Genomic DNA, 22,636 nt, shown 5'->3' on the forward strand with positions numbered 1-22,636 from the left:
TGCAAGGCAACTACATGAAGCTTCCCTCCATTTTCCTGCCTTTGCATTGCCATGCCCCTCGCCCGCGCCTACTTCACGCAGCTCTTGCTGGGGACGCTCCACGCAGCACTGCTGCTGTGCCTGTTGCCCCTGGCCGCAGGCGCCACCCTGCTGCTGCTGCCCCACGATCTGCTGCAGCAATGGGGACTGCACCAGTGGCGCAGCGCACTGCAGCAACATCGTGAAAACCTGTACTGGCTGGCGGCCATGCTCATGGCCGGCACCCTGGCCTGGTTTTACTACGGCATGGGCCGAGTCATCGTGCTGGCCAAGCCGCGCTGGCGTACGGCCTACCAGACGACCACCCTGCTCTACATGCTGGTGATGAGCTATGGCGTGGCCATCGCGCTGGTGAGCACCACCCGCCCGCACTACCGCCAATGCGAGATGTACACCCAGAAGCTCAATGGCGGCCTGCGCCATTACCGGGGCGAGCAGTTCCGCGTCGAATTGTGCGGCAGCGGTAGCGATGCCAACCGGCGCGATCATATCCGCCTGCGGATCTTCGATGAGAAGGGGGAAGCACGCGCGGTACGATACTTCACCGTGCACTGGGGCGGTCCCTACCCGCAGCTGATCGACTACGCGCGCGACCACCTGGCTTACTTCGACGCCAGCGAAGGCGAAGATGAAGATTTCGTCAAGGTCGTCCCCATGCCGCCCACCCTGGCCGACTGGATCAGCACCCGTATCCCGCTGCTGGACTAGCGCGGGGGCCGGATCACACGCAAAGCGGCCACCCGCACTCGCGTTCGCCTGTTGCCTTATTGATCATTTCGATGAAGAAACGCGAGGGCCCCGCCTTGATGGTTTGCTACAATGAAGAAAACGACACCCCCCTTTTTCTTCACAAGATCATGAAACCATCCCAACTCCGGTTCAAAGAGTCCCTGGCAGCCGTGCTGCTGTGCGCATCGGCTGGCCTGGCCGCACCACTGGCCCTGGCGCAAACGCCGCCTGCCGGCCTGGCTGCCCAGCCGGCCCCGCCGCCGCCCGAACTGGAGAAGCTGGAAGAAGGCGAACCGCCGGCCGTGACCATCCGCAAGCCGGGCGAAGACAGCCGCACCCAGGGCAACAGCATCAAGGAACGCCGCGACCACGGCCAGACCAAGGAAATCGAAGTCAAGTCCGGTCCCAGCACCTACTACGTGCGTCCCAACCCGCAGCTGGGTGGCTCCACCCCGGGCGACGCACAAAGCCCGCCGCCGAGCTCGGCCCAATGGAAGGTCGGCGAGTTCGACTGGGGTGTCAAGAAGCCCCAGGAAGGCGACACCGACGGCACCACCAAGAAGTGATCCCGTGATCGCGCACCTCGCCACGCGGTGACGGTGCGCCATCGCCAGCGATCAAGCGCATCACCCGGCCGCACTGCGCGGCCGGTCCAGGAACAGGAAGGACGGCGCAACTGCCCTCCCCCTCGCGCAGCGGCCGGACTTGCCGGCAGCGCGCCCCAGCCAGCATCCTCTATTCATTTTCGTCATGGCAGTCTTTACACCGGTCAGTCTGGAACAACTCTCGGACTGGATTGAACAATTCCCGCTCGGCCGCGCCACCTCGATCAAGGGCATCTCCTCGGGCATCGAAAACAGCAACTTCTTCATCGGCACGGAGCAAGGCGAATATGTGCTGACCCTGTTCGAAAAGCTGCATATCGAACAACTGCCCTTCTACCTGGAACTGATGCGCCACCTGGCGCAGCGCGGCATCCCTGTGCCGGCGCCGGTACCCAACGACAAGGGCGCCATCGTCAACCTGCTCAACGACAAGCCGGCGGCCATCGTCAGCAAGCTCGAAGGCCAGTCGCAGCTCGATCCGCAACCGGTGCACTGCGCCGCGCTGGGCGACATGCTGGCGCGCATGCACCTGGCGGCCAAGGATTTCAAGATCCTGCAGCCCAACCTGCGCGGCCTGGCCTGGTGGCTGGAAACCACCCCGGCGGTACTGCCCTTCCTGCCGGCCGAGCTGGGCCAACTGCTGGCCAGCGAAGTGCAATACCAGAAGGACTTCGCCGCCACCCCCGACTACCGCGCCCTGCCGCGCGGACCGGTGCATGCCGACCTGTTCCGCAACAATGCGATGTTCGTGGGGGAGCAACTCTCGGGCATCTTCGATTTCTATTTCGCCGGTTGCGATACCTGGCTCTTCGACCTGGCCGTCACCGTCAATGACTGGTGCGTGGACCTGGAGACAGGCGTGCTCGATACCGCCCGCAGCCAAGCCATGCTGGCCGCCTACCGTGCCGTGCGTCCGTTCTCGCAGGCCGAAGGCATCGCCTGGCAGCCCATGCTGCGTGCCGCTGCGCTGCGCTTCTGGCTCTCGCGCCTGTACGATTTCTACCTGCCGCGCGAAGCCGAAATGCTCACGCCGCACGACCCCACACACTTCGAACGCATCCTGCGCCTGCGCATCAAGGATGCGCCACCGGCGCTGTAACCACTGGAGCTATGGAAAAGATCCCCGCACACATCGGCTGGTCCTGGGTCAAACAGGGCTTTGTCCTGTTCAGAAAACAACCGGCCGAAATCTCCACGCTGTTCCTGGCCTACATGTTCCTGATGCTGGCCCTGGGCATCATCCCGGTGCTCGGCCAGATGCTGCCGCTGATCCTGATCCCGCTGTTCTCGATGTCCTTCATGCAGGCCTGCGCGCAGATCGAGCGGGGTGAACGGGTCTTCCCCAACCTGCTGTTGATCGCCTTCCGCAGTCCGGCACGCAATACCTTGCTCAAGCTCGGCCTGCTCTACCTGCTGGTGGCCACGCTGGTGGTGGCGGCCTCAGCCCTGGCCGATGGCGGCACCTTCTGGAAAGCCATGATGGGCGGCGGCCTGTCGACCCAGGAACTGGAAAGCGCCGCCGGCAGCATGCGCATCGCCATGCTGGTGGCGGCTGCCCTCTACGTGCCGGCGGCCATGGCCTTCTGGTATGCGGCGCCGTTGATCATGTGGCAGCAGATGCCGCTGGGGAAGGCGCTGTTCTACAGCTTCTTCACCGTGCGCCGCGCCGGCCGGGCCTTCCTGGTCTACGGCCTGGCCTGGATCGTGATCGCCATCGTGGTGCCCACGGTCATCAGCATGGCCATCACGCTGCTGACCGGCAGCATCGCGGTGGTGTTCTTCATCCTGCTGCCGATCTCGATAATATTGACGGTCATCATGTACTGTTCCTTCTATCCGACCTACACTAGCGTCTTCGGAAAGCCCCGCAGAGGGTCCGACAGCCCGCACAAAGGAGACAATCCCATCGTCTGACGCGTCATTCCCGTCAGGCAGGACCTTGCGCCAGGCTGTCGCTGCCTGGCGTGCCTGGTCCGACGTGTTCGCAAGGGAGAGGCGAACACCTCCGGCACCACCGCCCGCCCCCGCCAGCTGGACTTTCCATCAACACAGCTTCTTACACGGGGGTATCAGATGCGCATGAACATGCCGGTCACAGGGCAGGAACGCCTGCTCATCGATGGCAAGGCCATCGTTTCCAAGACCGATCTCCAAGGCAACATCACCTACGTCAATCCCTACTTCATCGAGATCAGCGGTTTCGAGGAAGAGGAATTGCTGGGCGCGCCGCAAAACCTGATCCGCCATCCCGACATGCCGCCCGAGGCTTTCGCCGACATGTGGGCCACCATCAAGGGCGGCATGCCCTGGACCGGGCTGGTCAAGAACCGCAGCAAGAGCGGCGATCATTACTGGGTCCGCGCCAACGTGACGCCCATCCGTGAGAGCGGCCAGGTAGTCGGCTACATGTCGGTTCGTACCAAGCCCGAACGCGCGGCGGTGGAAGGGGCCGAGAAGCTCTACGCAAGCATGCGCCGTGGCCAGGCCAAGGGCATTGCCTTGCATCGTGGTGAAGTCGTGCGCACGGGGCTGGCGGGATGGATCGGCAAGCTCGGCCGCATGCAATTGAACACCCGCCTGAACTGGTCGATGGGCGTGATGCTGGCGATCCAGGTCGCTGTCGTCCTGGCCGGCATGCTGACGCTGCACCAGTGGTGGATCAGCGCGCTGGCGGCGGCGTCAGCACTGCTGTCGATCGTGCAGTGGATCGCCCTGCGTGCCGCGCTCATCAAGCCGCTGCAGCAGGCACTCGATATCACCCACGCCATCACGGGGGGCGACCTCTCGGTACGCATCGAGACCGGCCGCCATGATGAACTGGGCCGCCTGCTGGCCTCGCTGCGCCAGATGAACGTGAACCTGACCGCCATCATCGGCGACGTGCGTTCCAACGTCGAGACCATCAACCTGGCCACCCGCGAAATCGCCACCGGCAACATGGACCTCTCGCGCCGCACCGAACAGCAGGCCGCCAATCTGGAAGAAACGGCATCGAGCATGCACCAGCTGGCCGGCACCGTGCGCCAGAATGCGGATCACGCGGGCCAGGCCAACGAGCTGGCCGGTACCGCATCGTCCATCGCCATGCGCGGCGGCGATGCCGTGGCCAGTACCGGCACGACGATGAACGAGATCAGCGAATCCTCCAACAAGATCGTGGACATCATTGGCCTGATCGACAGCATCGCCTTCCAGACCAATATCCTGGCCCTCAACGCCGCCGTGGAAGCGGCGCGCGCCGGTGAGCAGGGACGCGGCTTTGCCGTGGTGGCTTCGGAAGTGCGCATGCTGGCGCAGCGCTCGGCCGCGGCGGCCAAGGAGATCAAGCAGTTGATCGACGATTCGGTGGCCAAGGTGGAAGTGGGCAATCGCCAGGTCGAGCAGGCCAGCAGCACCATGCGCGACATCGTGGCCTCGGTGCAGCGGGTCTCGGGCATCATGAGCGAGATCAACGAAGCCACCCAGCAGCAGAGTGCGGGCATCAACCAGGTGCATGAAGCCATCACGCAGATGGATGCCAGCACCCAGCAGAATGCCTCGCTGGTGGAGGAAGCCGCAGCAGCGGCCACCAGCCTGGAAGAGCAGACGATGCGCTTGCTGCAGGCGATTTCGGTGTTCAAGTTCCAGCGCAAGTAAGCACCGCGCTCAAGCACTCTCTCCCTGCAAGGGCGCAAACGGGGCATAGATCGCCCGATAGCGCTGCAACCGCACCTGCAGGGCCGCATGCCTTGCCGCATCGGGCTGGTACAGCGCCTGCTGTGCCGGCTTGCGGCACACCTCGGCTTCATCGCCGCCATCGGCCAGCCAGGCCAGGCGCGCCGCACCCAGCGCGCCACCGGCCTCGCTGCCCACATGGGTGACGATGCGCACCTGCAGCGCGTCGGCCAGCAACTGTGCCCAATACACACTGCGCGCGCCACCCCCGACCAGCGACAATTCGGCCACATCGGTGCCCGCCGCTCGCAACGCATCGAGCCCATCCACCATGCCGAAGGCCACGCCTTCGAGCACCGCATAGCCGAGTGCGGCGCGCTGGTGTTCCGGTGTCAGCCCGTGGAAGACGCCGGTGGCATAGGGATCGTTGTGCGGTGTGCGTTCACCCGACAGGTAAGGCAGGAACAGCGGCGCATTGTTGCGCGCTTCCTCATCAAGCTGTTCGATCTCGGCCAGCAGGCTCTTCTCATCGACTGAACACAAGCGGCAGAACCAGCGCAGGCAACTGGCCGCCGAGAGCATCACGCTCATCTGGTGCCAGCGCTGCGGTAGGGTATGGCAGAAGGCGTGAATGGCGCGCCCCGGATTCGGGCGGAAGCGGTCATTGACCACGAACAGCACACCGGAAGTGCCCAATGAGAGAAAACCATCACCGGGCTTGACCGCACCGATGCCCACGGCACTGGCCGCACCGTCGCCGGCGCCACCGGCCATGATCACGTCCGCACGCAAACCCCAGGCCTGCGCGACTTCCGGCAACAGCGTGCCTGACACTGCGCTGCCATCGACCAGCGCCGGCATCTGATCGCGCCGCATGCCGGAGGCGGCCAGCAGTTCGTCGGACCAGTTGCGGCCTTCCACGTCCAGCCACAGCGTACCGGCCGCGTCCGACGGATCGCACACCTTGCGCCCGGTCATCATGAAACGCAACCAATCCTTGGGTAGCAGGACCGTCGCGATGCGCGCAAACAGTTGTGGTTCATGACGCGCCACCCACAGCAGCTTGGGCGCGGTGAAGCCCGGCATGGCCAGGTTGCCGGCGATACCATGCAGGCGCGGTGCGCGGCGTTCCAGCTCGGCGCATTCGGGAGCACTGCGCGAATCGCTCCAGAGGATGGCCGGACGCAGCACGGCATCCTGTGCATCCATCAGCACGGCACCATGCATCTGGCCGGACAGGCCGATGGCGCGGATGAGGCCGAAGCGCTCACTGCCGAGCTGTTCGCGCAGCTTGTCCACGGTCGCGCAGGTGGCCTGCCACCAGTCGGCCGGGCTCTGCTCGGACCAGCGCGGATGCGGACGCGAGACCGTCAGCGTACTGCCGGCCAGTGCCAGCAGCGCGCCCGTCTCGTCGATCACCACCGCCTTGACCTCGGACGTACCCAGGTCGATCCCAAGATACATGGTGCTCCTCGTTATTCGTTATTGAACGGCAATTCTATGACGCCTTGGGCACAAAAGGCAGCGTCACTGCGCCTGCCCCAGCCACTGCTGCACACGTCCATAGGCCGAGCGCACCAGCGCCACCAGGCGCGCATCACCAACCAGCTCGCCCCACAGAACGGCATCCGCGCAGAAGGCCTGCACCACGTCATCTGCCGCCAGCATGCGGCGCGCGGCGGCGGCGTCGAAGATGCCGTCCTGGTATTCGTAGGGCAGCGCTCCGGCCGCCCAGCGCTGCAGGAATACCAGGAACAGCGCAGGCAGCATGGCCGTGGCCTGAGGATCGCGCCCGGCGGCCAGGCTCTCCTGCAGGGTCGGGCGAATGAAGCCGGGGATCTTGGAATAGCCATCGGCGGCCACGCGCTGGTTGGTATCCTGGATGGCCGGGTTGGAGAAGCGGGCCAGCGTGGTATCGCGGTACGCCGCCAGGTCGATCGGGCTGGGCGTGAGGCAGGGGATCACATCCTGCGTCACGTAGTCATGCGCCATCTGGCGGATATCGTCGCGCAGCGTGCCTTCGTGGATGTATTGCAGCCCGGCCAGCGTGCCGGCCCAGGCGATGCAGCTGTGGCTGGCGTTGAGGATGCGGATCTTGGCTTCCTCGTAGGGCAGCACCGATTGCACCATCTCCACCCCGGCCGCTTCCAGGCGCGGACGACCGGCCTTGAAGTCGTCTTCGATCACCCATTGGATGAAGGACTCGCCCATCAGGGCGCAGGGATCGTCGACCCCTGTATTTTCTTTCACACGGGCCGCAACCGCCGGTGTGGGGCGGGGTGTGATGCGGTCCACCATGGCGTTGGGGCTGGTGGTCTGGGCATCCATCCAGGCCACCAGTGCGGATTCGCCGCGCAGGGTCAGGAACTGGCGCAAGCCGTCGCGGAAGCGCTCGCCGTTGTGGCGCAGGTTGTCACAGTTCAGCAGGGTCAGCGCCGCCTGCGGATGGGCCTGGCTGCGCGCGCGCAGGATGGCCGCGATCGCACCGTAGATGGTGCGCGGTGCACCGCTGCCATCGAGGGCGCAGCGCAGGTCATCGGCCAGGTCGGGGTTGCCCGTGTCGAGCTGGTAGTGATGGTCGAGGTAGTAGCCCCCCTCGGTCACGGTGAAGGAGATGATGCGGGTGCGTTCTTCGGCACCGGCGGCGATCAGCTGCGTGAGCCGTTCATCCCACGGCAGGATGCGGCCGATGGCGGCAATGCGCTGGTAGCTGCGCTCGCCCTGGGGCGTGACGGTCTCCAGCGTGTACTGGCCCTGCTGGCGTGCCAGCGCTTCCAGCAGCGGGCTCATGTCGGCGCGGATATTGGCCAGCGCCAGTTGCCAGCGGCGGTCGGCGCCACTCTCGCGCAGCGCATTCAGGTAGACCGCCTGGTGGGCGCGATGGAAGGAACCGGCGCCGATGTGCAGCCAGGTCAGGCTGTCGGCGGCGTCCTGGTCGAGGGAAGTGGCGGTACGGGTCATGCCTGGTCCTTGTCGAGGAAGTGAATGTGCAAAGGGATCAATGCTGGCGCGGCGCAGCCACGCTCGAGGCCAGGCGCGGCAAGGCCTGGCCATCGACAACGAACAGATGGCAGCGCGCCGGATCGGCAGCCAATTGCAGGACGCTGCCATGCGGCGGATCGAGGCTGTCGGGCACGCGCAGGATCAGCGCATCGTCGCTGCCTTCATGGGCTGCATAGAGGTAAGAGAAATCGCCCAGCAGTTCCAGCGCCGTGCAGCGTGCTTGCAGCGCGGCCTGGCCCTGCGCGATGTTGAGATGCTCGGGACGCACGCCCAGCGTGACCTTCTGCCCCGCTTGCAACGTGCTGCCGTCAACCGCAGCCCATTGCAGCCCGCCCCCGGGCAATTGCACCTGCACGCCATCGGCCTGCACGGCGGCCACGGTGCCATCGATGAAGTTCATCTTGGGCGAACCGATGAAGCCGGCCACGAAGCGATTGGCCGGATGGTGATACAGCTGCTGGGGCGAACCGACCTGTTCGATGCGGCCTTCGGAGAGCACCACGATCTTGTCGGCCAGGGTCATGGCCTCGATCTGGTCGTGGGTCACGTAGATCATGGTGGTCTTCAAGTCATCATGCAGCTTGGCGAATTCCAGGCGCATCTTCACGCGCAGCGCGGCATCGAGGTTCGACAGCGGCTCATCGAAGAGGAACACGCTGGGCTGGCGCGTGATGGCGCGGCCGATGGCCACGCGTTGGCGCTGGCCGCCGGAGAGCGCGCGCGGCTTGCGGTCCAGCAGGTGATCGATGTGCAGGATCTTGGCGGCATGCTGGACGGCGGCATCGATCTCGGCCTTGGACTTGCCGGCGATCTTGAGGCCAAAGGCCATGTTGTCGTACAGGCTCATGTGCGGATACAGCGCATAGGACTGGAACACCATGGCCACGCCACGCTTGGAGGCGGGCACGTCATTCATGCGGCGCGCGCCGATGTCGAGGTCGCCATCGCTGATCTCTTCCAGGCCGGCGATCATGCGCAGCAAGGTCGACTTGCCGCAGCCAGAGGGGCCGACGAAGACGACGAATTCGCCATCCTCGATTTCCAGATTGATGTCGCGCATGACTTCGTTGTCTTCGTAGCGCTTGGCCAGGTTCCTGATGCTCACGGCTGCCATGGGGTTCTCCTCGTTCTCTTGTAGGGGGACTGCGCGCTCTTTGCTCAGCGCAGCCAGATCAATTCACTCACCAGTTGCGGAAACTGTTTCATGTCCTCGAATACCTGATGCGCGCCGGCATCCTTCAACTTGCGCGCCATCGTCTTGCGGTCGTGCGCCACGCCGGTAAAGCCCAGCACGTGCATGCCCGCGGCCACTGCCGCGCGCACGCCGGTGACGCTGTCATCAACCGCCACGCAGCGCGCCGGGTCGACGTTGAAGCCCGCCGCTGCCGCCAGATACACATCCGGTGCCGGCTTGGGATGGGCCACGTCATGGCCGCTGTAGATGCGGCCGGCAAATTGCGGATACAGGCCGCAGCGGCGCAAGCCTGCTTCGATACGCGGCGCATCGCTGTTGCTGGCCACCGCACGCGGCAAGCGGATCGCCTGCAGGGCCTCGACCACGCCCGGCACCGGCTGCGCTTCGTCACCGCAGGCCACGGCCACGGCCTGGTGGATGCGCTCGGCAGCGGCGGCATCCAGGCCCAGTTCGAATTCCACATCGACTTCGCCCAGCAGGATGTCGGTGTACATGCCCAGGCGATGGGCGATGGCAGTGTGCAGGGCCTGGCTGCGCTGCTCTTCCTGCTCGCCATCGTCGTCGGCACCGCTCCAGGCCGGCAGCAGCGGCAGCAACTCACGATGCAGCACACGCAGGGCGATGCTCTCGCTATCGAGCAGCACGCCGTCGCAGTCGCAGATCAGGTGGGTGATTGCCTGGCGCGCCATCATCACTTCACCGCTCCGAAGGTCAGGCCGCGCACCAGCTGCTTCTGCGCCAGCCAGCCCAGCGCCATGATCGGGGCGATCGCCAGCAGCGAGGCGGCCGACAGCTTGGCCCAGAACAGGCCTTCCGGATTGGAATAGGAGGCGATGAACACCGTCAGCGGCGCCGCGTTGACGCTGGTGAGGTTCAGGCTCCAGAAGGCTTCATTCCACGACAGGATGATCAGCAGCAAGGCCGTGGAAGCCAGGCCCGGCATGGCCGTCGGCAGGAGCAGGTAAATCATTTCCTGCCAGGCGTTGGCCCCGTCGATGCGGGCCGCTTCGAGGATTTCCTTGGGCACGTCATTGAAGTAGGTGAAGGCCATCCACACCGCGATGGGCAGGTTGATGAGCGTATAGATGAGGGTCAACCCCGTTACCGTATCAAGCAGACCGGTATTCTTGGCCAGCAGATAGATGGGGATCAGTACGCCCACGGCCGGCATCATCTTGGTCGACAGCATCCACAGCAGCAGCTTCTGGGTGCGGCCGGTCGGGAAGAAGGCCATCGAATACGCCGCCGGCACTGCCAAGAGCAGCGACAGCAGCGTCGACCCCAGCGAGACGATCAGAGAATTCTGCACATAGCCCAGGTAGTGGCTGCGGCTGAAGACTTCGCGGAAGGTCTCCAGCGTGGGCAGGAAGAGCAGCGAGGGCGTATAGGCCTGGGACTCGGTCTTGAAGGCCGTGATCGCCACCCAGAAGATGGGGAAGAACAGCACGATGGCGCAGGCCCAGCCCAGCACCGCCACCCACAGGGGGCTTTTCTTTGGATCGCTCATTTTTCGTTGACTCCCTTGAGGTTCCTGGCCAGCATGCGCACCAGGAAGAACGAGACGATGTTGGCCAGCACGACTGCGAAGATGCCGCCCGCCGAAGCGATGCCGATATCAAACTGCTGCAGGCCGATCGAATAGACCAGGAAGGTCAGGTTGGTGGTGGCCGTGCCCGGGCCGCCTGCCGTGGTGGTGAAGATTTCCGCAAAGACCGAGAGCAGGAAAATGGTCTCGATCATGATGACCACCGTGATGGCGCGCTTGAGGTGCGGCAGGACGATGTAGAAGAAGATGCGTACCGGCCCCGCGCCGTCGAGCTGGGCCGCTTCCTTCTGGTCAGTATCGAGCGACTGCAGCGCGGTAAGCAGGATCAGGAAGGCAAACGGAATCCACTGCCAGGCCACAATGATGATGACCGACAGCATGGGGTACTCGGCCAGCCAGTCGATGGGCTCCAGCCCCAGGTGCCGCATCACGTAGGCCAGGATGCCGTAGACCGGATGCATGATCATGTTCTTCCAGATCAGCGCGGCCACGGTGGGCATGACGAAGAAGGGGCCGATCACCAGGAGGCGCGCAATGCCGCGCCCGCGGAACGGCTGGTCGAACAGTACCGCCAGCAGGGTGCCGCCGATGACACTGATGGCCAGTACCGAACCGATCAGCAGTGCGGTGTTGCCGATGGAGGGCCAGAAGGCCGGGTCCTGCAACAGGAAGATATAGTTTTCCAGACCCACGAAACCGGTCTGGTCAGGGGCCATCAGGTTGTAGCGATTGACCGAAAAATAGATGGTCATCACCAGCGGAACGATCATCCAGGCCAGCAGGATCAGCACCGACGGCGTCTGCATCAGGCGGATGGGATTGAAGCGTTCCTTGCGCGGCGGACTGGTCTGCTGCTTGCGCGCGGCAGGCTGGGAAGGTCTTTGCATCATCGGTGAGGTGGACGACACCTGGGTGGAGTGGATCGTGGACATGAGGGCCTCGGCATTTCAATCCGGGCGGCGCACGCAAGGTGCAGACAGCCGGGGAGAACGGCGCGATGCGGTCGTCATGCAGGCATGACGGTCACATCGCGCGCGGAGCATGCAGCACGGGCTGCATGCCGGCGGAACCACAAGCGGCCGGGCTTACTTGATGTAGCGGCCCTGGCGCATCATCCGCACCGCCTGCGCCTGCGCGGCATCCAGGGCGGCATCCGCGCTGGTCTTGCCGGCCAGTGCACCGGCAATGGCCTGGCCGGTCACGGTGCCGATCGACTGGAACTCGGGAATGGTGGCGAACTGCACGCCGGTATAAGGCACCGGTTTCAAGGTCGGCTTGTTGGCGTCGGCCGTCTGGATCGCATCGAGCACGAAGTCGGAGAAGGGCGAGACCTTCTTGTACTCGGCCGACGCGTAGGTCGAATTGCGCGTACCCGGCGGCACCAGGGCCCAGCCGGAATCCTTGGCCACCAGGTTGATGTATTCCTTGGAGGTGGCCCAGGCGGCGAACTTTCTGGCGGCGTCCTGCGACTTGGAGGACTTCGGCACGGCCAGCGACCAGATCCACAACCAGTGCGAACCCTTGTCGGTCACCTGCTGCGGCGAGGGGGCGAAGGCGGTCTTGTCGGCCACCTTGGAATCCTTGCCGTGATAGAGCATGCCGGCGGCCACCGTGGCATCGACCCACATGCCGCACTTGCCGCTGGAGAACAGCACCAGGTTTTCATTGAAACCGTTGGAGCTGGCGCCCGGCGGGCCGTACTTGCGCATCAGGTCGACATAGAAGTTGACCGATTTCTTCCATTCCGGCGAAGACAGCTGCGGCTGCCATTGCTCGTCGAACCAGCGGCCACCCCAGGCATTGGCCATGGTGGTGATGATGGCCATGTTCTCGCCCCAGCCGGCACGGCCGCGCAGGCAGATGCCGTAGACGCCCTTGGCCGGGTCATGCAGTTGTGCGGCCAGCTTGGCGACTTCGTCCCAGGTCGGGTGCTGCGGCATGGTCAGCTTCTTCTGCTCGAAGAGATCCTTGCGGTAGTAGGTCATCGAGCTTTCGGCGTAGAACGGCAGTGCATAGAGCTTGCCATCCACGGTCAGGCCTTCGCGCACCGGCTTGATCAGATCGGCCTCATCGTAGTCTGCCGGCAGCCCGCTCATCGGCGCCAGCCAGCCCTTCTTGGCCCAGATCGGCGCTTCATACGCACCGATGGTCATCAGGTCGAACTGGCCGCTGTTGGTGGCGATGTCGGTGGTCAGGCGCTGGCGCAGCACGCTTTCTTCCATGGTGACCCAGCGCAGCTTGATGTCGGGATTGGCCTTCTCGAACGCCGGTGCCAGCTTCTGCAGTTCGATCATGTCGGGGTTGTTGATGGACGCGATGTTCAGCGTCACCGGCTCGGCTTGCGCCAGGCCGGCGGCAAACAGGGCCGAGACGGCCGCAGCGGCCAGGGTGAAGCGAATGCGGGTAGCGCCGGACGCACGGGTGCGCACGAGTTTGGACATGCTGGTCTCCGAATGTTATGTGCCCTCCTGCACGTTCTTCCTGGGTGGCAGCGGCCGGTGAGGCCCGTGCACACATGCAGGGGAAGGCGATTTTCGTGAACGACTTTTTGAGCAAATATTATTTTTATGGGCAAATATTCATCGATTCTCGAATTCGTGTCAAGCATTTGCTTTTCGATTGAGCATTTGCCCAAGCTTGGCAATAATGGAGGCGCCAAGTCGCCGTAAAATGGCGACCCAACAGGGAATTCAGCGCGAATTTCCGCGCAACCAACATCACAGCAACAGCACACGCCCGCCTGCACCTGCAGGGCCGGGCCGGCTGGCGAGGAGAACATGTCTAGCAGCGCATCCAAACTCGACCTGGCGGCACGTGCCGCGTGGATGTACTACGTGGCCGGCAACACCCAGAACGAAATCGCCGAGCGGCTCGGTATCTCGCGCCAGATGGCGCAGCGCATGGTGGCCTATGCGGCCGATGCCAACCTGGTGAAAGTGCAGATCACGCATCCGGTCTCTTCCTGCCTGGAACTGGCGCAGGGTCTGCAGGCGCGCTATGGGCTGGAGGTGTGCCACGTGGTACCCGGCGCAGGCGGCGCGGGCAATCCCAACGAATCGCAGGAAGTGCAGCAGATGCTGGCCGTGGCCGGGGCCGAGGTGATGGAGCAATACCTCAGTTCGGAAGCACCGCTGGTGGTCAACGTCGGCTCGGGCCGCACGCTCAAGGCGGCCATCGAGCGCCTGTCGGAACTGGAGCGCCCGCAGCACCAGATCGTCTCGATGATTGGTGCTTTCGCCTCCGACGGTTCGGCCAACCGCTACGATGTGGCCCTGCAGGCCGCAGAAAAACTGGGCGCGCGCTTCTACCTGCTGCCCGCCCCGCGCGTGGCCGAAAGTGAACGCGACCGCCAGCAATGGTGCAACCACCGCGCCTACAAGATCGTGACCGGCCTGGCCGAGCGCGCCGATGTGACCTTCCTGGGCATCGGCACCATCGCCTTGCAGGGCGCGATGCACGAAGACGGTTTCATCGACGATGAAGAAGTGGCCGACCTGCAGCGCCAGGGGGCAGTAGGCGAGATGATCTGCCACGCCTTCGACATCGACGGCGTCATGCTGCCCTCTTCGCTGGCCGCGCGCGTGACCACGCCGCCGCTGGCACAGGCACCGCAGCGGCCGGTGATCGCGCTCTCCGGCGGCAGCAAGAAAGCCGACGCCGTGCGTGCGGCCCTGCGCGGCGGCTGGCTCACCGGCCTGGTGACCGATGAGACCTGCGCGCGCCACGCCTTGCAAGATTGAATCGACAAGCCATTCCTGACACACATAACGACTAGCCCACGGAGACCAGCATGACCCAGAGCGCCGCATTCGTCGTCTTCGGCGAAGCCCTCACCGATTTCATCCGCCAGCCTGACGGCCAGTGGCGCGCCATTCCTGGCGGCGCCTGCTGGAACGTGGCACGCGCCGCCGCCCGCCTGGGTGTGGCCACCGGGTATGCCGGCAGCGTCAGTACCGACGTCTTCGGCGCCGAACTGTACGCGCTCACCGAAGCGGCCGGACTGGACATGCGTTTCACCCAGCAGCACGCCAAGGCACCGCTGCTGGCCATGGTGACCTCGACCACGCCGCCTGATTACTTCTTCATCGGCGACGACAGCGCCGACCTGCATTTTGATCCGCAACGCCTGCCCGCCGGCTGGATGGACGAGGCCCGCGTGCTGCACTTCGGCTGCATCAGCCTGACCCGCGAACCGCTGGCCTCGCGCCTGCTGCAGATCGCCCAGGAAGCGGCGCTGCGCAACAAGAAGATCGCCTTCGATCCCAACTGGCGCAAGCTCATGGACAGCCCTTCGTATCGCATCCTGTTGCAGCAACTGCTGTCGCTGTCGCATTACGTGAAGGTGTCCGACGAAGACCTGGAGCGCCTCTTCCCCGGTGACGCCAATGCGCTGGCCACGCTGCAAGCGCTGGCCCCGCAGGCGGAAATCCTCTACACGCTGGGTGCCAAGGGCATGCAGTGGATCAAGGGCGGGCAGGTCATCGACCAGCCGGCCTATCGCGTCGAGGTGGTCGACACGGTGGGCTGCGGCGACGCCTCCATGGGAGGCTGGATCGCCAGCCAGCTGCGCCAGCCCGCGGCCCCCGCGCAGGTCCACCTGCAATGTGCGGCGGCCGGTGCGGCCATTGCCGCTTCCAAGGCCGGGGCCTATGCCGCGACCTGGGATGAAGTACAAGCCATGATCGAACGCGGCTGAGGCAAATTTACAGAAAACTTCACCCCGGCCGGGAGGCCTGTCCTCCCGGCCGCACCTGGTCTGGCCCCTTGCCAGTTCCTTCACCAATGCCCGTCAAATGCACGAGGCGCCAGCCCCAACGTACGCATCTGGCTTGTCGCGGACCCGGTTAAAATTCTGGTTTCCGAGTCAGTCCCCTACCCCATGACCAAGCCACACCTGCGTGCCATCAGTATTGACGACACCGAACAGGAAGTCCCCCTGTCGCCCGCCCAGAAGAAGTTCAATGACCTCATCAAGCAGATTGGCAAGCGGCGCGCTGGCCTGGCGGAATGGGAGAATGCCATGGCCGACTTCCAAAAAAAATATGTCGATCAATTCGTGCCGCTGGACCGGGAGTTGCAAGAACTCAACGGCAAGCTGGTTCGGCGACTGCATGAAGCATGGCCACAAAAGGGATTGACCAAGGGTGAGCGCACCATGCTCTCGGAAATGATTGCCGACATGGCGCATCGCCTGCTTGGAAAGCAGGACGATCCTGAACTCAAGCTCATCTACAACCAGCACAGTGCGTCTGACTATGATCGTGAGGCCGAAGAGGAACTCCACGAGGTCAAGCAGGTGATCGAAGAGATGCTGGACATCGATCTCGGCGACGATCTTAGCAGTGCGACGCCGGAAGAGATCATGCAGAAAATGGAGGCCATGCTCGAACAGAGGGAGCAGGAGGAAATGGCGACGGCGCAAGCGCGCGAGGAGCGCCGCGCGAGCCGCAAGAAATCGCCGCGACAGCGGGCAGCGGAAGTCAAACTTGAGTCAGAGCGCATCGAACTGAGCCAATCCATCCGTGCGGTCTACCGCAAGCTGGCCAGCGCCTTGCATCCCGACCGCGAACCCGACGCCGCCGAGCGTGACCGCAAGACCCAGCTGATGCAGCAGGTCAACCAGGCCTACGAAAAGAACGACCTGCTGAGACTGCTTGAACTCCAACTGGAACTGGAGCATATCGACCAGAATGCGTTGAACGGCATCAGCGCGGAACGATTGAAGCATTACAACCAGATCCTCAAGGAACAACTGTTGGAGCTGGATCAGGAACTCTCTCACGTAGAACTGCATTTCAAGCAGGTCTATGGCATGCCACCCTATGCGCGCGTCTCACCCAAAGGCATCGTGCGCGACCTGAACAAGGAAATGAGCTGGATGCGGGAAGACGGCAAAGCGCTGCGCGCGGCGTTGGCGTCATTTGCGGATGTGCAGCAGATCAAGGCTTGGCTGAAGCAGGAGCGCCGACAGGGGTTTTGATCTGATGGCTTCAGGGATGACATCGTCGGCGCGAAAGTGTGAGTTGCCCCCAGGTTTCATCGATTCCCTTGGCCATCATCGATCGAAGAGGATAGTCTTGCGAGCAAATCTAGCCCTTGCGGCCAGGCACCCAAGTTGCTTTCAGCATTCAGATGTCCCTTCGCTCCGACCACGACGAACTCGCTGCCCCAGGCATTGGCGCATTCTCGGCCATGGTCCACGCTACCGTAGGGATCGTCGGTGCTGCAGACGACCAGCGTAGGAAACCTCAATGGTTGTGAAGGCAGTGGCGAGAATCCACGCGCCGCGCTACGTGGAAATGAAGACGAGGCAGGATCGGGAACGGCCACCAGCAAGGCGCCACCGAGCTTCTTCTGCGTTTGTGCAGCCCAATGTGCCACCGCCAGACATCCCAGGCTATGGGCTACCAGCAGGGTGTCTTCAGGAGCATTGACAAGTTGTCGCTCCAGTGCGGATACCCAGTCTTCGCATTCAACGTTGTCCCAATTGTCGACTATGAGGCGCCGCCAATTCGGATGTGAAGACTGCCACAAGCTCTGCCAGTGCGAAGGGCCGGAGTTGCCGATACCAGGAACCAGAAGGACGGAAGGATGCATTTGCGAAGTCTCCATTGATGAAACAGCGCTCATTGTATGAAGAACGGAATTCAGGCACCATGAACCTTCAAATGAATTGAAGGCCTCAGCTGAATGAATCAACAAAAGATGAGTGACTCTACGAATGAAATCAAAGGAGATGTGCTGGACCGCCTGGATTGGCGCATCTTGGAGGCGCTTCAACACAATGCGCGCATCAGCAATACGGAACTGGGAAAGCAGATCGGTTTATCTCAACCAGCCGTCACCGCACGTATCAAGAAATTGGAAGACCGGGGTGTCATCGAAGGCTACGCGGCAAAAATAAATCCGGGCTTGGTGGGACACCGTATCTCCGCATTGGTGCGGATTCGCACGACCCACGCGGAGATCAAACGCTGCTTGCTCGCCTTTGCGTCAATGCCAGAGGTGATTGATGCAGACCGCATCACGGGGGAAGACTGCTTTGTCGTGCGCGTCTTAGTGGAGGAGATGGCGCAACTGGAAGCCGCGATCGATGCACTGGCGAGGTTCGGGGCTGTTACCACTTCAGTCATTCTGGCAAGTTACCCGTCGAAACCCATCGTTGCAAGGGCCTGAATCTCTATTACGATTTTACGATTGCAGTCCGTGGTCACGCCGTGCATCCAGCAGCACAATGGAGAATTCAGTCGCCGGAGCAGGCAAGGAAAACGCCCCGTTGCACTCCAGAAGGCAACGGGGCGTTTCACTGTTCCAACCCAATTCAACGGCAACGTAAAAACTTAGATTTTCTCCAGCTTCGCCACCGACAGATCCAGCAACTTCATCCCGAACTTGCCGAAGTTGATCTGCGCCCGCGCCGCTCCGCCACCACCTTCGATGTTGACGATGACGCCCTCGCCGAACTTGGCATGGGACACGTTCTGCCCGATGCGCCAGCCGGAATCGGTCTGGCGCGAGAAGTTCTGCGCGATGCGGTTGTTGCCCGCTTCCGGCACTTCATCCCAGGCTGCCTTGGGATTGGCGAACCAGTGATGCTGGGCGATCTTGGGCGAGAGCCACTTGATCGACTGCTCCGGCATTTCATCGAAGAAGCGTGAGCGCATGTTGTAGCGCGTCTGGCCGTGCAGCATGCGGGTCTGCGAGAAGGTCATGAAGAGACGCTTCCTGGCCCGCGTGATGGCCACGTACATCAGGCGGCGCTCTTCTTCCACGCCCCCCTCTTCCTTGGCGCTGTTCTCGTGCGGGAACAATCCCTCTTCCATGCCGGTGATGAAGACCGCATCGAACTCCAGCCCCTTGGCCGAGTGCACCGTCATCAGCTGCAGGGCATCCTGGCCTGCCTGCGCCTGGTTGTCGCCGGCTTCCAGCGAGGCATGCGAGAGGAAGGCCGACAGCGGCGACATGATGGTCACCAGCGGCGCATCGGCATCGAGCACTTCCACGCCGTCGGCGGTGGTGATGGCAGTGCCGGCCGAGGCCTGCGCCTGCGGGCCGAGGAAGGCCGGGGCATCCAGGCCATAGCCTTCTTCGGAGACAAATAGCGTAGCGGCACTCACTAATTGCTCCAGGTTCTCGATGCGGTCTGCACCTTCCTTTTCATTGCGGTAGTGGGTCATCAGGCCGGACAGGTCCAGTACAACCTTGACCATTTCCGGCAGGGGCAAATGCTGGGTCTCGAAACGCGCGCCTTCGATCAGCTTGATGAAGGCATTCAACGAGGAACCCGCCTTGCCCGCCACGTAAGGCACGGCCGCGTAGAGCGAGCAGCCATATTGGCGCGCCGCATCCTGCAAGGACTCCATGGCTTTGGCACCGATGCCGCGCGTGGGGAAGTTGACCACGCGCAGGAAGGCCGAATCATTGTGCAGGTTGTCCATCAACTGCAGGTAGGCAATCGCGTGCTTGATTTCGGCGCGCTCGAAGAAGCGCTGGCCGCCATAGACGCGATAGGGAATGGCTGAACTGAACAGCGCATGCTCCAGCACGCGCGACTGCGCGTTGGAGCGGTAGAGGATGGCAATCTCGCTGCGTGCCCAGCCTTCGGCGATCAGGTCCTTGACCTGTTCGATGATCCACTGCGCTTCCTGCAGGTCGCTGGTGGCTTCATAGACGCGCACCTGCTCGCCGTGGCCGGCATCGGTGCGCAGGTTCTTGCCCAGGCGCTTGCTGTTGTTGGCGATCAGTTCGTTGGCGGTATCCAGGATGTGGCCGTGCGAGCGGTAGTTCTGCTCCAGCTTGATCAGGTTCTCCACATGGAATTCCTGCTCGAAGGCCGACATGTTGCCCACGTTCGCACCACGGAAGGCATAGATGCTCTGGTCATCATCACCCACCGCGAAGACCGCGCCGTGCTGGCCGGCCATGAGCTTCAACCATTTGTATTGCAGGTCGTTGGTGTCCTGGAACTCGTCGACCAGGATGTGGCGGAAGCGGCCCTGGTAATGCTCGCGCAGCGGCTGGTTGCGCGAGAGCAATTCGTAGGTGCGCAACAGCAGCTCGGCGAAATCGACCACGCCTTCGCGCTGGCATTGCTGGTCGTAGAGTTCGTAGAGCTCCACGAACTTGCGGTTGTAGTCGTCGTAGGCATCCACATCCTTGGCGCGCAGGCCCTGGTCCTTGGCGCTGTTGATGAAGTACATCAGGTTGCGCGGCGGATACTTCTCGTCGTCCACGTTCATCTGCTTCAACAAACGCTTGATGGCCGAGAGCTGGTCCTGCGTATCGAGGATCTGGAAGGTCTGCGGCAGGCCGGCATCCTTGTGATGCGCGCGCAGCAGGCGATTGCACAGCCCGTGGAAAGTCCCGATCCACATGCCGCGCGTATTGATGGGCAGCATGCCCGACAGGCGCGCGGTCATTTCCTTGGCGGCCTTGTTGGTGAAGGTCACCGCCAGGATGCCCGAGGGTGAGACCTGCCCGGTCTGGATCAGCCAGGCGATGCGGGTGGTCAGCACCCGGGTCTTGCCGGAGCCGGCACCGGCCAGGATCAGCGCCGATTGCGCGGGCAGCGTCACGGCGGCGAGCTGCTCTTCATTGAGGTTGTGGAGAAGATTTTGCATCCCGCGATTATAAAGGGCGCGTGCCATGACCGGGCGGGCAGGCGCGGCGCTATACTGCCGCACAGTTGATTTATCCACAGCCTTTCCCGGCTTTCGACTCTTCCGACCATGCGCCGCCTGCCTTCCCGCTTCCTCGCTGTCTTGCCCCTGATCGCCGCCCTGCTGCTGACCGCCTGCGCCACCACGCCGCCCCCGGCCGCGCGCAGCGATGTCGAACAATTGCTGAGCCTGCAGAAAACCCGGCTCGACGTGGCCGCGCCGGTAGCGCGCAGCAAATGGAATTCGCATGCGCCCATCGACGATCCGGCGCGCGAGGCGGTGATCCTCGACGACGTCGCTGCCCGCGCACAGAAACTGGGACTGGATGCCGCATGGACGCGGCGCTTCTTCCAGGACCAGTTCGAGGCCGGCAAGATCGTGCAGCGCGACCTGCACCGCCAGTGGCGCGTGGAGCAGCGTGCGCCTTTCGCCAATCCGCCTGACCTGGCCTTGCAGGTGCGCCCGGTGCTGGACCGCCTCACGCCCGACCTGCTGGCGGCGCTGGCCCGCCTCAACGGCCACTGGTGCGAACCGGCCGTGCAGCGCGACCTGGCCGAGCTCGATGCGGAAATCCTGGGCGCCGACTACGCCCCCGCCGTGCGCGAACGCGCCACCGAAGCACTGCGTTGCCAGCGTTGAATTGCAGCCTTTGTGAGACATGACGTCGCACAAAAACGACTAAGTTGCTGAATTGACAGGCAAAAATCTTTTGCTGTCCTGCAGCATTTTTAGGGCGGGAGTAAAATTCGGTCTGGCTGTTCACGCGCACACCGGCGCGCGCGGCCTGCTCATTCCGGTTTGCAGTTCCGGATTCACATTCCGACTTCCCCGCCATGTCCGACGATTCCTGTAGTCCCAGTTCCACCGGCACGCCCGTGCCCGCCGCCGCGCCGCGTCCGCTGACGCCGGCCAAGGTCACCCGGCAGATCATTGCCACCGCCTTCTTCACCTTCCTGGTTTATCTGGCCATCGGCATCCCGATGGCGGTGCTGCCGGGTTACATCCACCTCGACCTGGGCTACAGCTCGGTGATCGCGGGCCTGGGCATCAGCGTGCAGTATTTCGCGACCTTCGTGAGCCGCGCCAATGCCGGCCGCATGATCGACACGATGGGCGCCAAGCACACCGTCATGCGCGGCATGCTGCTGTGTTCGGCCAGTGGCGGCCTGTTGCTGCTCTCGGCGCTGGCGCAGCCACTGCCCTTCCTGTCGCTGGTGCTGCTGTTTGCCAGCCGCGCCTTCCTGGGCCTGGGCGAAAGCCTGGTCGGCACCGGCGCCATCATGTGGGGCGTGGGCCGCGTAGGTGCCGAGAACACCGCCAAGATGATCTCTTGGAATGGCATCGCCACCTATGCTGCCTTGGCCATCGGTGCGCCGCTGGGCGTGGTGCTGGACCGCTCGCTGGGCTTTGCCATGATCGGCCTGACTGGCATGCTGCTCACCGTGCTGGGCTATGTGCTGGCGCGCGGTGGTCCGGCAACGCCCGTGGTACAAGGCGAACAGCTGTCCTTCAAGCTGGTGCTGCGCAAGGTCTTTGCGTATGGCATGGGCCTGGCCTTCGGCACCATCGGCTTCGGCTCGATCGCTACCTTCATCACCCTGTATTACGCCGATCAGCACTGGAGCGGCGCGGCCTTTGCGCTGACCGCCTTCTCATCGGCCTTCGTCGGTGCGCGCCTGCTGTTTGCCAATGTCATCACCCGCTTCGGCGGATATCGCGTGGCGGTGGTGTGCTTCCTGACCGAATCGGTCGGCCTGCTGCTGCTGTGGAGCGCCACCACGCCTGCCCTGGCATTGCTGGGCGCGGCGCTGGCCGGCTTCGGCTTTGCGCTGGTGTTCCCTTCGCTGGGAGTGGAAGCGGTCAACCTGGTGTCGCCCGCCAATCGTGGTGCGGCACTGGCGGCGTATTCCGTGTTCCTCGACCTGGCGCTGGGCATCACCGGTCCGCTGGCCGGGGCCATTGCCGGACAGCTGGGATATCCGCAGGTGTTCCTCTTCGCCGCCATTGCGGCCATTGGTGGAGTGGCCTTGTCGCTGTCCTTGTATCGCAGTGCGCAGCAGGGTGCAAAATCCTGATCTGATTGCCGTTGCAGTCGATGGGACGTCGGGCCGATAGATTTTGATTTATCGGCCCGATTGATTTATCGGGATGCATTTATCTCCAAAATGGATTGAAATGGGGAACGTCGCCCCCATCCTTTCATCAA

Annotated in this window: 19 protein-coding genes and 1 pseudogene; 11 read left to right on the forward strand and 9 right to left on the reverse strand. The window is 63.4% G+C overall.

What is annotated here, in order from left to right:
* The first annotated feature begins 51 nt into the window (after positions 1–51).
* From CEJ45_RS16770 to CEJ45_RS16790, 5 genes are all read left to right on the forward strand, one after another.
* Positions 52–747, forward strand: a complete 696-nt coding sequence (locus CEJ45_RS16770; protein WP_088756189.1) for a hypothetical protein — start codon at positions 52–54, stop codon at positions 745–747.
* A gap of 149 nt (positions 748–896) precedes the next feature.
* Positions 897–1,334, forward strand: a complete 438-nt coding sequence (locus tag CEJ45_RS16775) for a hypothetical protein (RefSeq protein ID WP_088756190.1) — start codon at positions 897–899, stop codon at positions 1,332–1,334.
* 184 nt (positions 1,335–1,518) lie between these two features.
* Entirely contained in the window at positions 1,519–2,472 is a 954-nt protein-coding gene (locus CEJ45_RS16780) for a homoserine kinase (protein WP_088756191.1), read from the forward strand.
* 11 nt (positions 2,473–2,483) lie between these two features.
* Positions 2,484–3,287 carry a BPSS1780 family membrane protein gene (locus CEJ45_RS16785; RefSeq protein WP_088756192.1) on the forward strand — a complete coding sequence of 268 codons (804 nt, stop codon included), beginning with the start codon at positions 2,484–2,486 and terminating at the stop codon, positions 3,285–3,287.
* A 159-nt stretch (positions 3,288–3,446) separates the two neighbouring features.
* Positions 3,447–5,009 carry a methyl-accepting chemotaxis protein gene (locus CEJ45_RS16790; protein WP_088756193.1) on the forward strand — a complete coding sequence of 521 codons (1,563 nt, stop codon included), beginning with the start codon at positions 3,447–3,449 and terminating at the stop codon, positions 5,007–5,009.
* A 9-nt stretch (positions 5,010–5,018) separates the two neighbouring features.
* Here CEJ45_RS16790 and xylB read toward each other — a convergent pair whose 3' ends face one another.
* The 7 genes and pseudogenes from xylB to CEJ45_RS16825 all read right to left on the reverse strand — a co-directional run bounded on the left by xylB (position 5,019) and on the right by CEJ45_RS16825 (position 13,212).
* Complete coding sequence (xylB, locus tag CEJ45_RS16795; RefSeq protein WP_088756194.1) at positions 5,019–6,491, reverse strand: xylulokinase; 1,473 nt, start codon at positions 6,489–6,491, stop codon at positions 5,019–5,021.
* Positions 6,492–6,554: 63 nt separating this feature from the next.
* Entirely contained in the window at positions 6,555–7,988 is a 1,434-nt protein-coding gene (gene dalD / locus CEJ45_RS16800) for a D-arabinitol 4-dehydrogenase (protein ID WP_088756195.1), read from the reverse strand.
* A gap of 37 nt (positions 7,989–8,025) precedes the next feature.
* The gene (locus CEJ45_RS16805) at positions 8,026–9,144 is read right to left on the reverse strand and encodes an ABC transporter ATP-binding protein (RefSeq protein ID WP_088756196.1); all 1,119 of its coding nucleotides are present in this window, start codon (positions 9,142–9,144) and stop codon (positions 8,026–8,028) included.
* 44 nt (positions 9,145–9,188) lie between these two features.
* A complete protein-coding gene (locus CEJ45_RS16810; protein WP_088756197.1) occupies positions 9,189–9,917 on the reverse strand; it encodes an HAD family hydrolase in 729 nt (242 codons plus the stop codon).
* Positions 9,917–10,696 (reverse strand): annotated as a pseudogene (locus CEJ45_RS16815) (carbohydrate ABC transporter permease); the annotation flags it as partial. The pseudogene CEJ45_RS16815 and the gene CEJ45_RS16810, both read right to left, overlap by 1 nt.
* Before the next feature lie 32 nt (positions 10,697–10,728).
* Positions 10,729–11,703 (reverse strand): carbohydrate ABC transporter permease, encoded by a 975-nt coding sequence (locus CEJ45_RS16820; protein WP_088756199.1) that lies wholly within the window; start codon positions 11,701–11,703, stop codon positions 10,729–10,731.
* A 153-nt stretch (positions 11,704–11,856) separates the two neighbouring features.
* On the reverse strand, positions 11,857–13,212 hold the full coding sequence (locus tag CEJ45_RS16825; protein WP_088756200.1) for an ABC transporter substrate-binding protein: 1,356 nt from the start codon (positions 13,210–13,212) through the stop codon (positions 11,857–11,859).
* A gap of 336 nt (positions 13,213–13,548) precedes the next feature.
* Between CEJ45_RS16825 and CEJ45_RS16830 the strand changes: the two genes are divergently transcribed.
* From CEJ45_RS16830 to CEJ45_RS16840, 3 genes are all read left to right on the forward strand, one after another.
* On the forward strand, positions 13,549–14,511 hold the full coding sequence (locus tag CEJ45_RS16830) for a sugar-binding transcriptional regulator (RefSeq protein ID WP_088756201.1): 963 nt from the start codon (positions 13,549–13,551) through the stop codon (positions 14,509–14,511).
* 50 nt (positions 14,512–14,561) lie between these two features.
* Positions 14,562–15,467, forward strand: a complete 906-nt coding sequence (locus tag CEJ45_RS16835) for a carbohydrate kinase family protein (RefSeq protein WP_088756202.1) — start codon at positions 14,562–14,564, stop codon at positions 15,465–15,467.
* Between the two features lie 183 nt (positions 15,468–15,650).
* Positions 15,651–16,751: a J domain-containing protein gene (locus CEJ45_RS16840; protein ID WP_088756203.1), complete on the forward strand. Its 1,101-nt coding sequence runs from the start codon at positions 15,651–15,653 to the stop codon at positions 16,749–16,751.
* 56 nt (positions 16,752–16,807) lie between these two features.
* Here CEJ45_RS16840 and CEJ45_RS16845 read toward each other — a convergent pair whose 3' ends face one another.
* Positions 16,808–17,368: an RBBP9/YdeN family alpha/beta hydrolase gene (locus CEJ45_RS16845; protein ID WP_167386310.1), complete on the reverse strand. Its 561-nt coding sequence runs from the start codon at positions 17,366–17,368 to the stop codon at positions 16,808–16,810.
* A 93-nt stretch (positions 17,369–17,461) separates the two neighbouring features.
* Here CEJ45_RS16845 and CEJ45_RS16850 point away from each other — a divergent pair, with 93 nt between their 5' ends.
* Entirely contained in the window at positions 17,462–17,947 is a 486-nt protein-coding gene (locus CEJ45_RS16850; RefSeq protein WP_338152873.1) for an Lrp/AsnC family transcriptional regulator, read from the forward strand.
* 164 nt (positions 17,948–18,111) lie between these two features.
* Here the strand turns inward: CEJ45_RS16850 and CEJ45_RS16855 are convergent, their stop codons facing one another.
* Entirely contained in the window at positions 18,112–20,391 is a 2,280-nt protein-coding gene (locus CEJ45_RS16855) for a UvrD-helicase domain-containing protein (protein ID WP_088756204.1), read from the reverse strand.
* A gap of 108 nt (positions 20,392–20,499) precedes the next feature.
* Here CEJ45_RS16855 and aroQ point away from each other — a divergent pair, with 108 nt between their 5' ends.
* Together aroQ and CEJ45_RS16865 are read left to right on the forward strand one after the other, a co-directional pair.
* Complete coding sequence (aroQ, locus tag CEJ45_RS16860) at positions 20,500–21,069, forward strand: gamma subclass chorismate mutase AroQ (protein WP_088756205.1); 570 nt, start codon at positions 20,500–20,502, stop codon at positions 21,067–21,069.
* A 194-nt stretch (positions 21,070–21,263) separates the two neighbouring features.
* The gene (locus CEJ45_RS16865) at positions 21,264–22,505 is read left to right on the forward strand and encodes an MFS transporter (RefSeq protein ID WP_088756206.1); all 1,242 of its coding nucleotides are present in this window, start codon (positions 21,264–21,266) and stop codon (positions 22,503–22,505) included.
* Positions 22,506–22,636: the final 131 nt, after the last annotated feature.

Source organism: Herbaspirillum aquaticum (assembly GCF_002213425.1).
In the GTDB taxonomy this organism is placed as follows: domain Bacteria; phylum Pseudomonadota; class Gammaproteobacteria; order Burkholderiales; family Burkholderiaceae_D; genus Herbaspirillum; species Herbaspirillum aquaticum.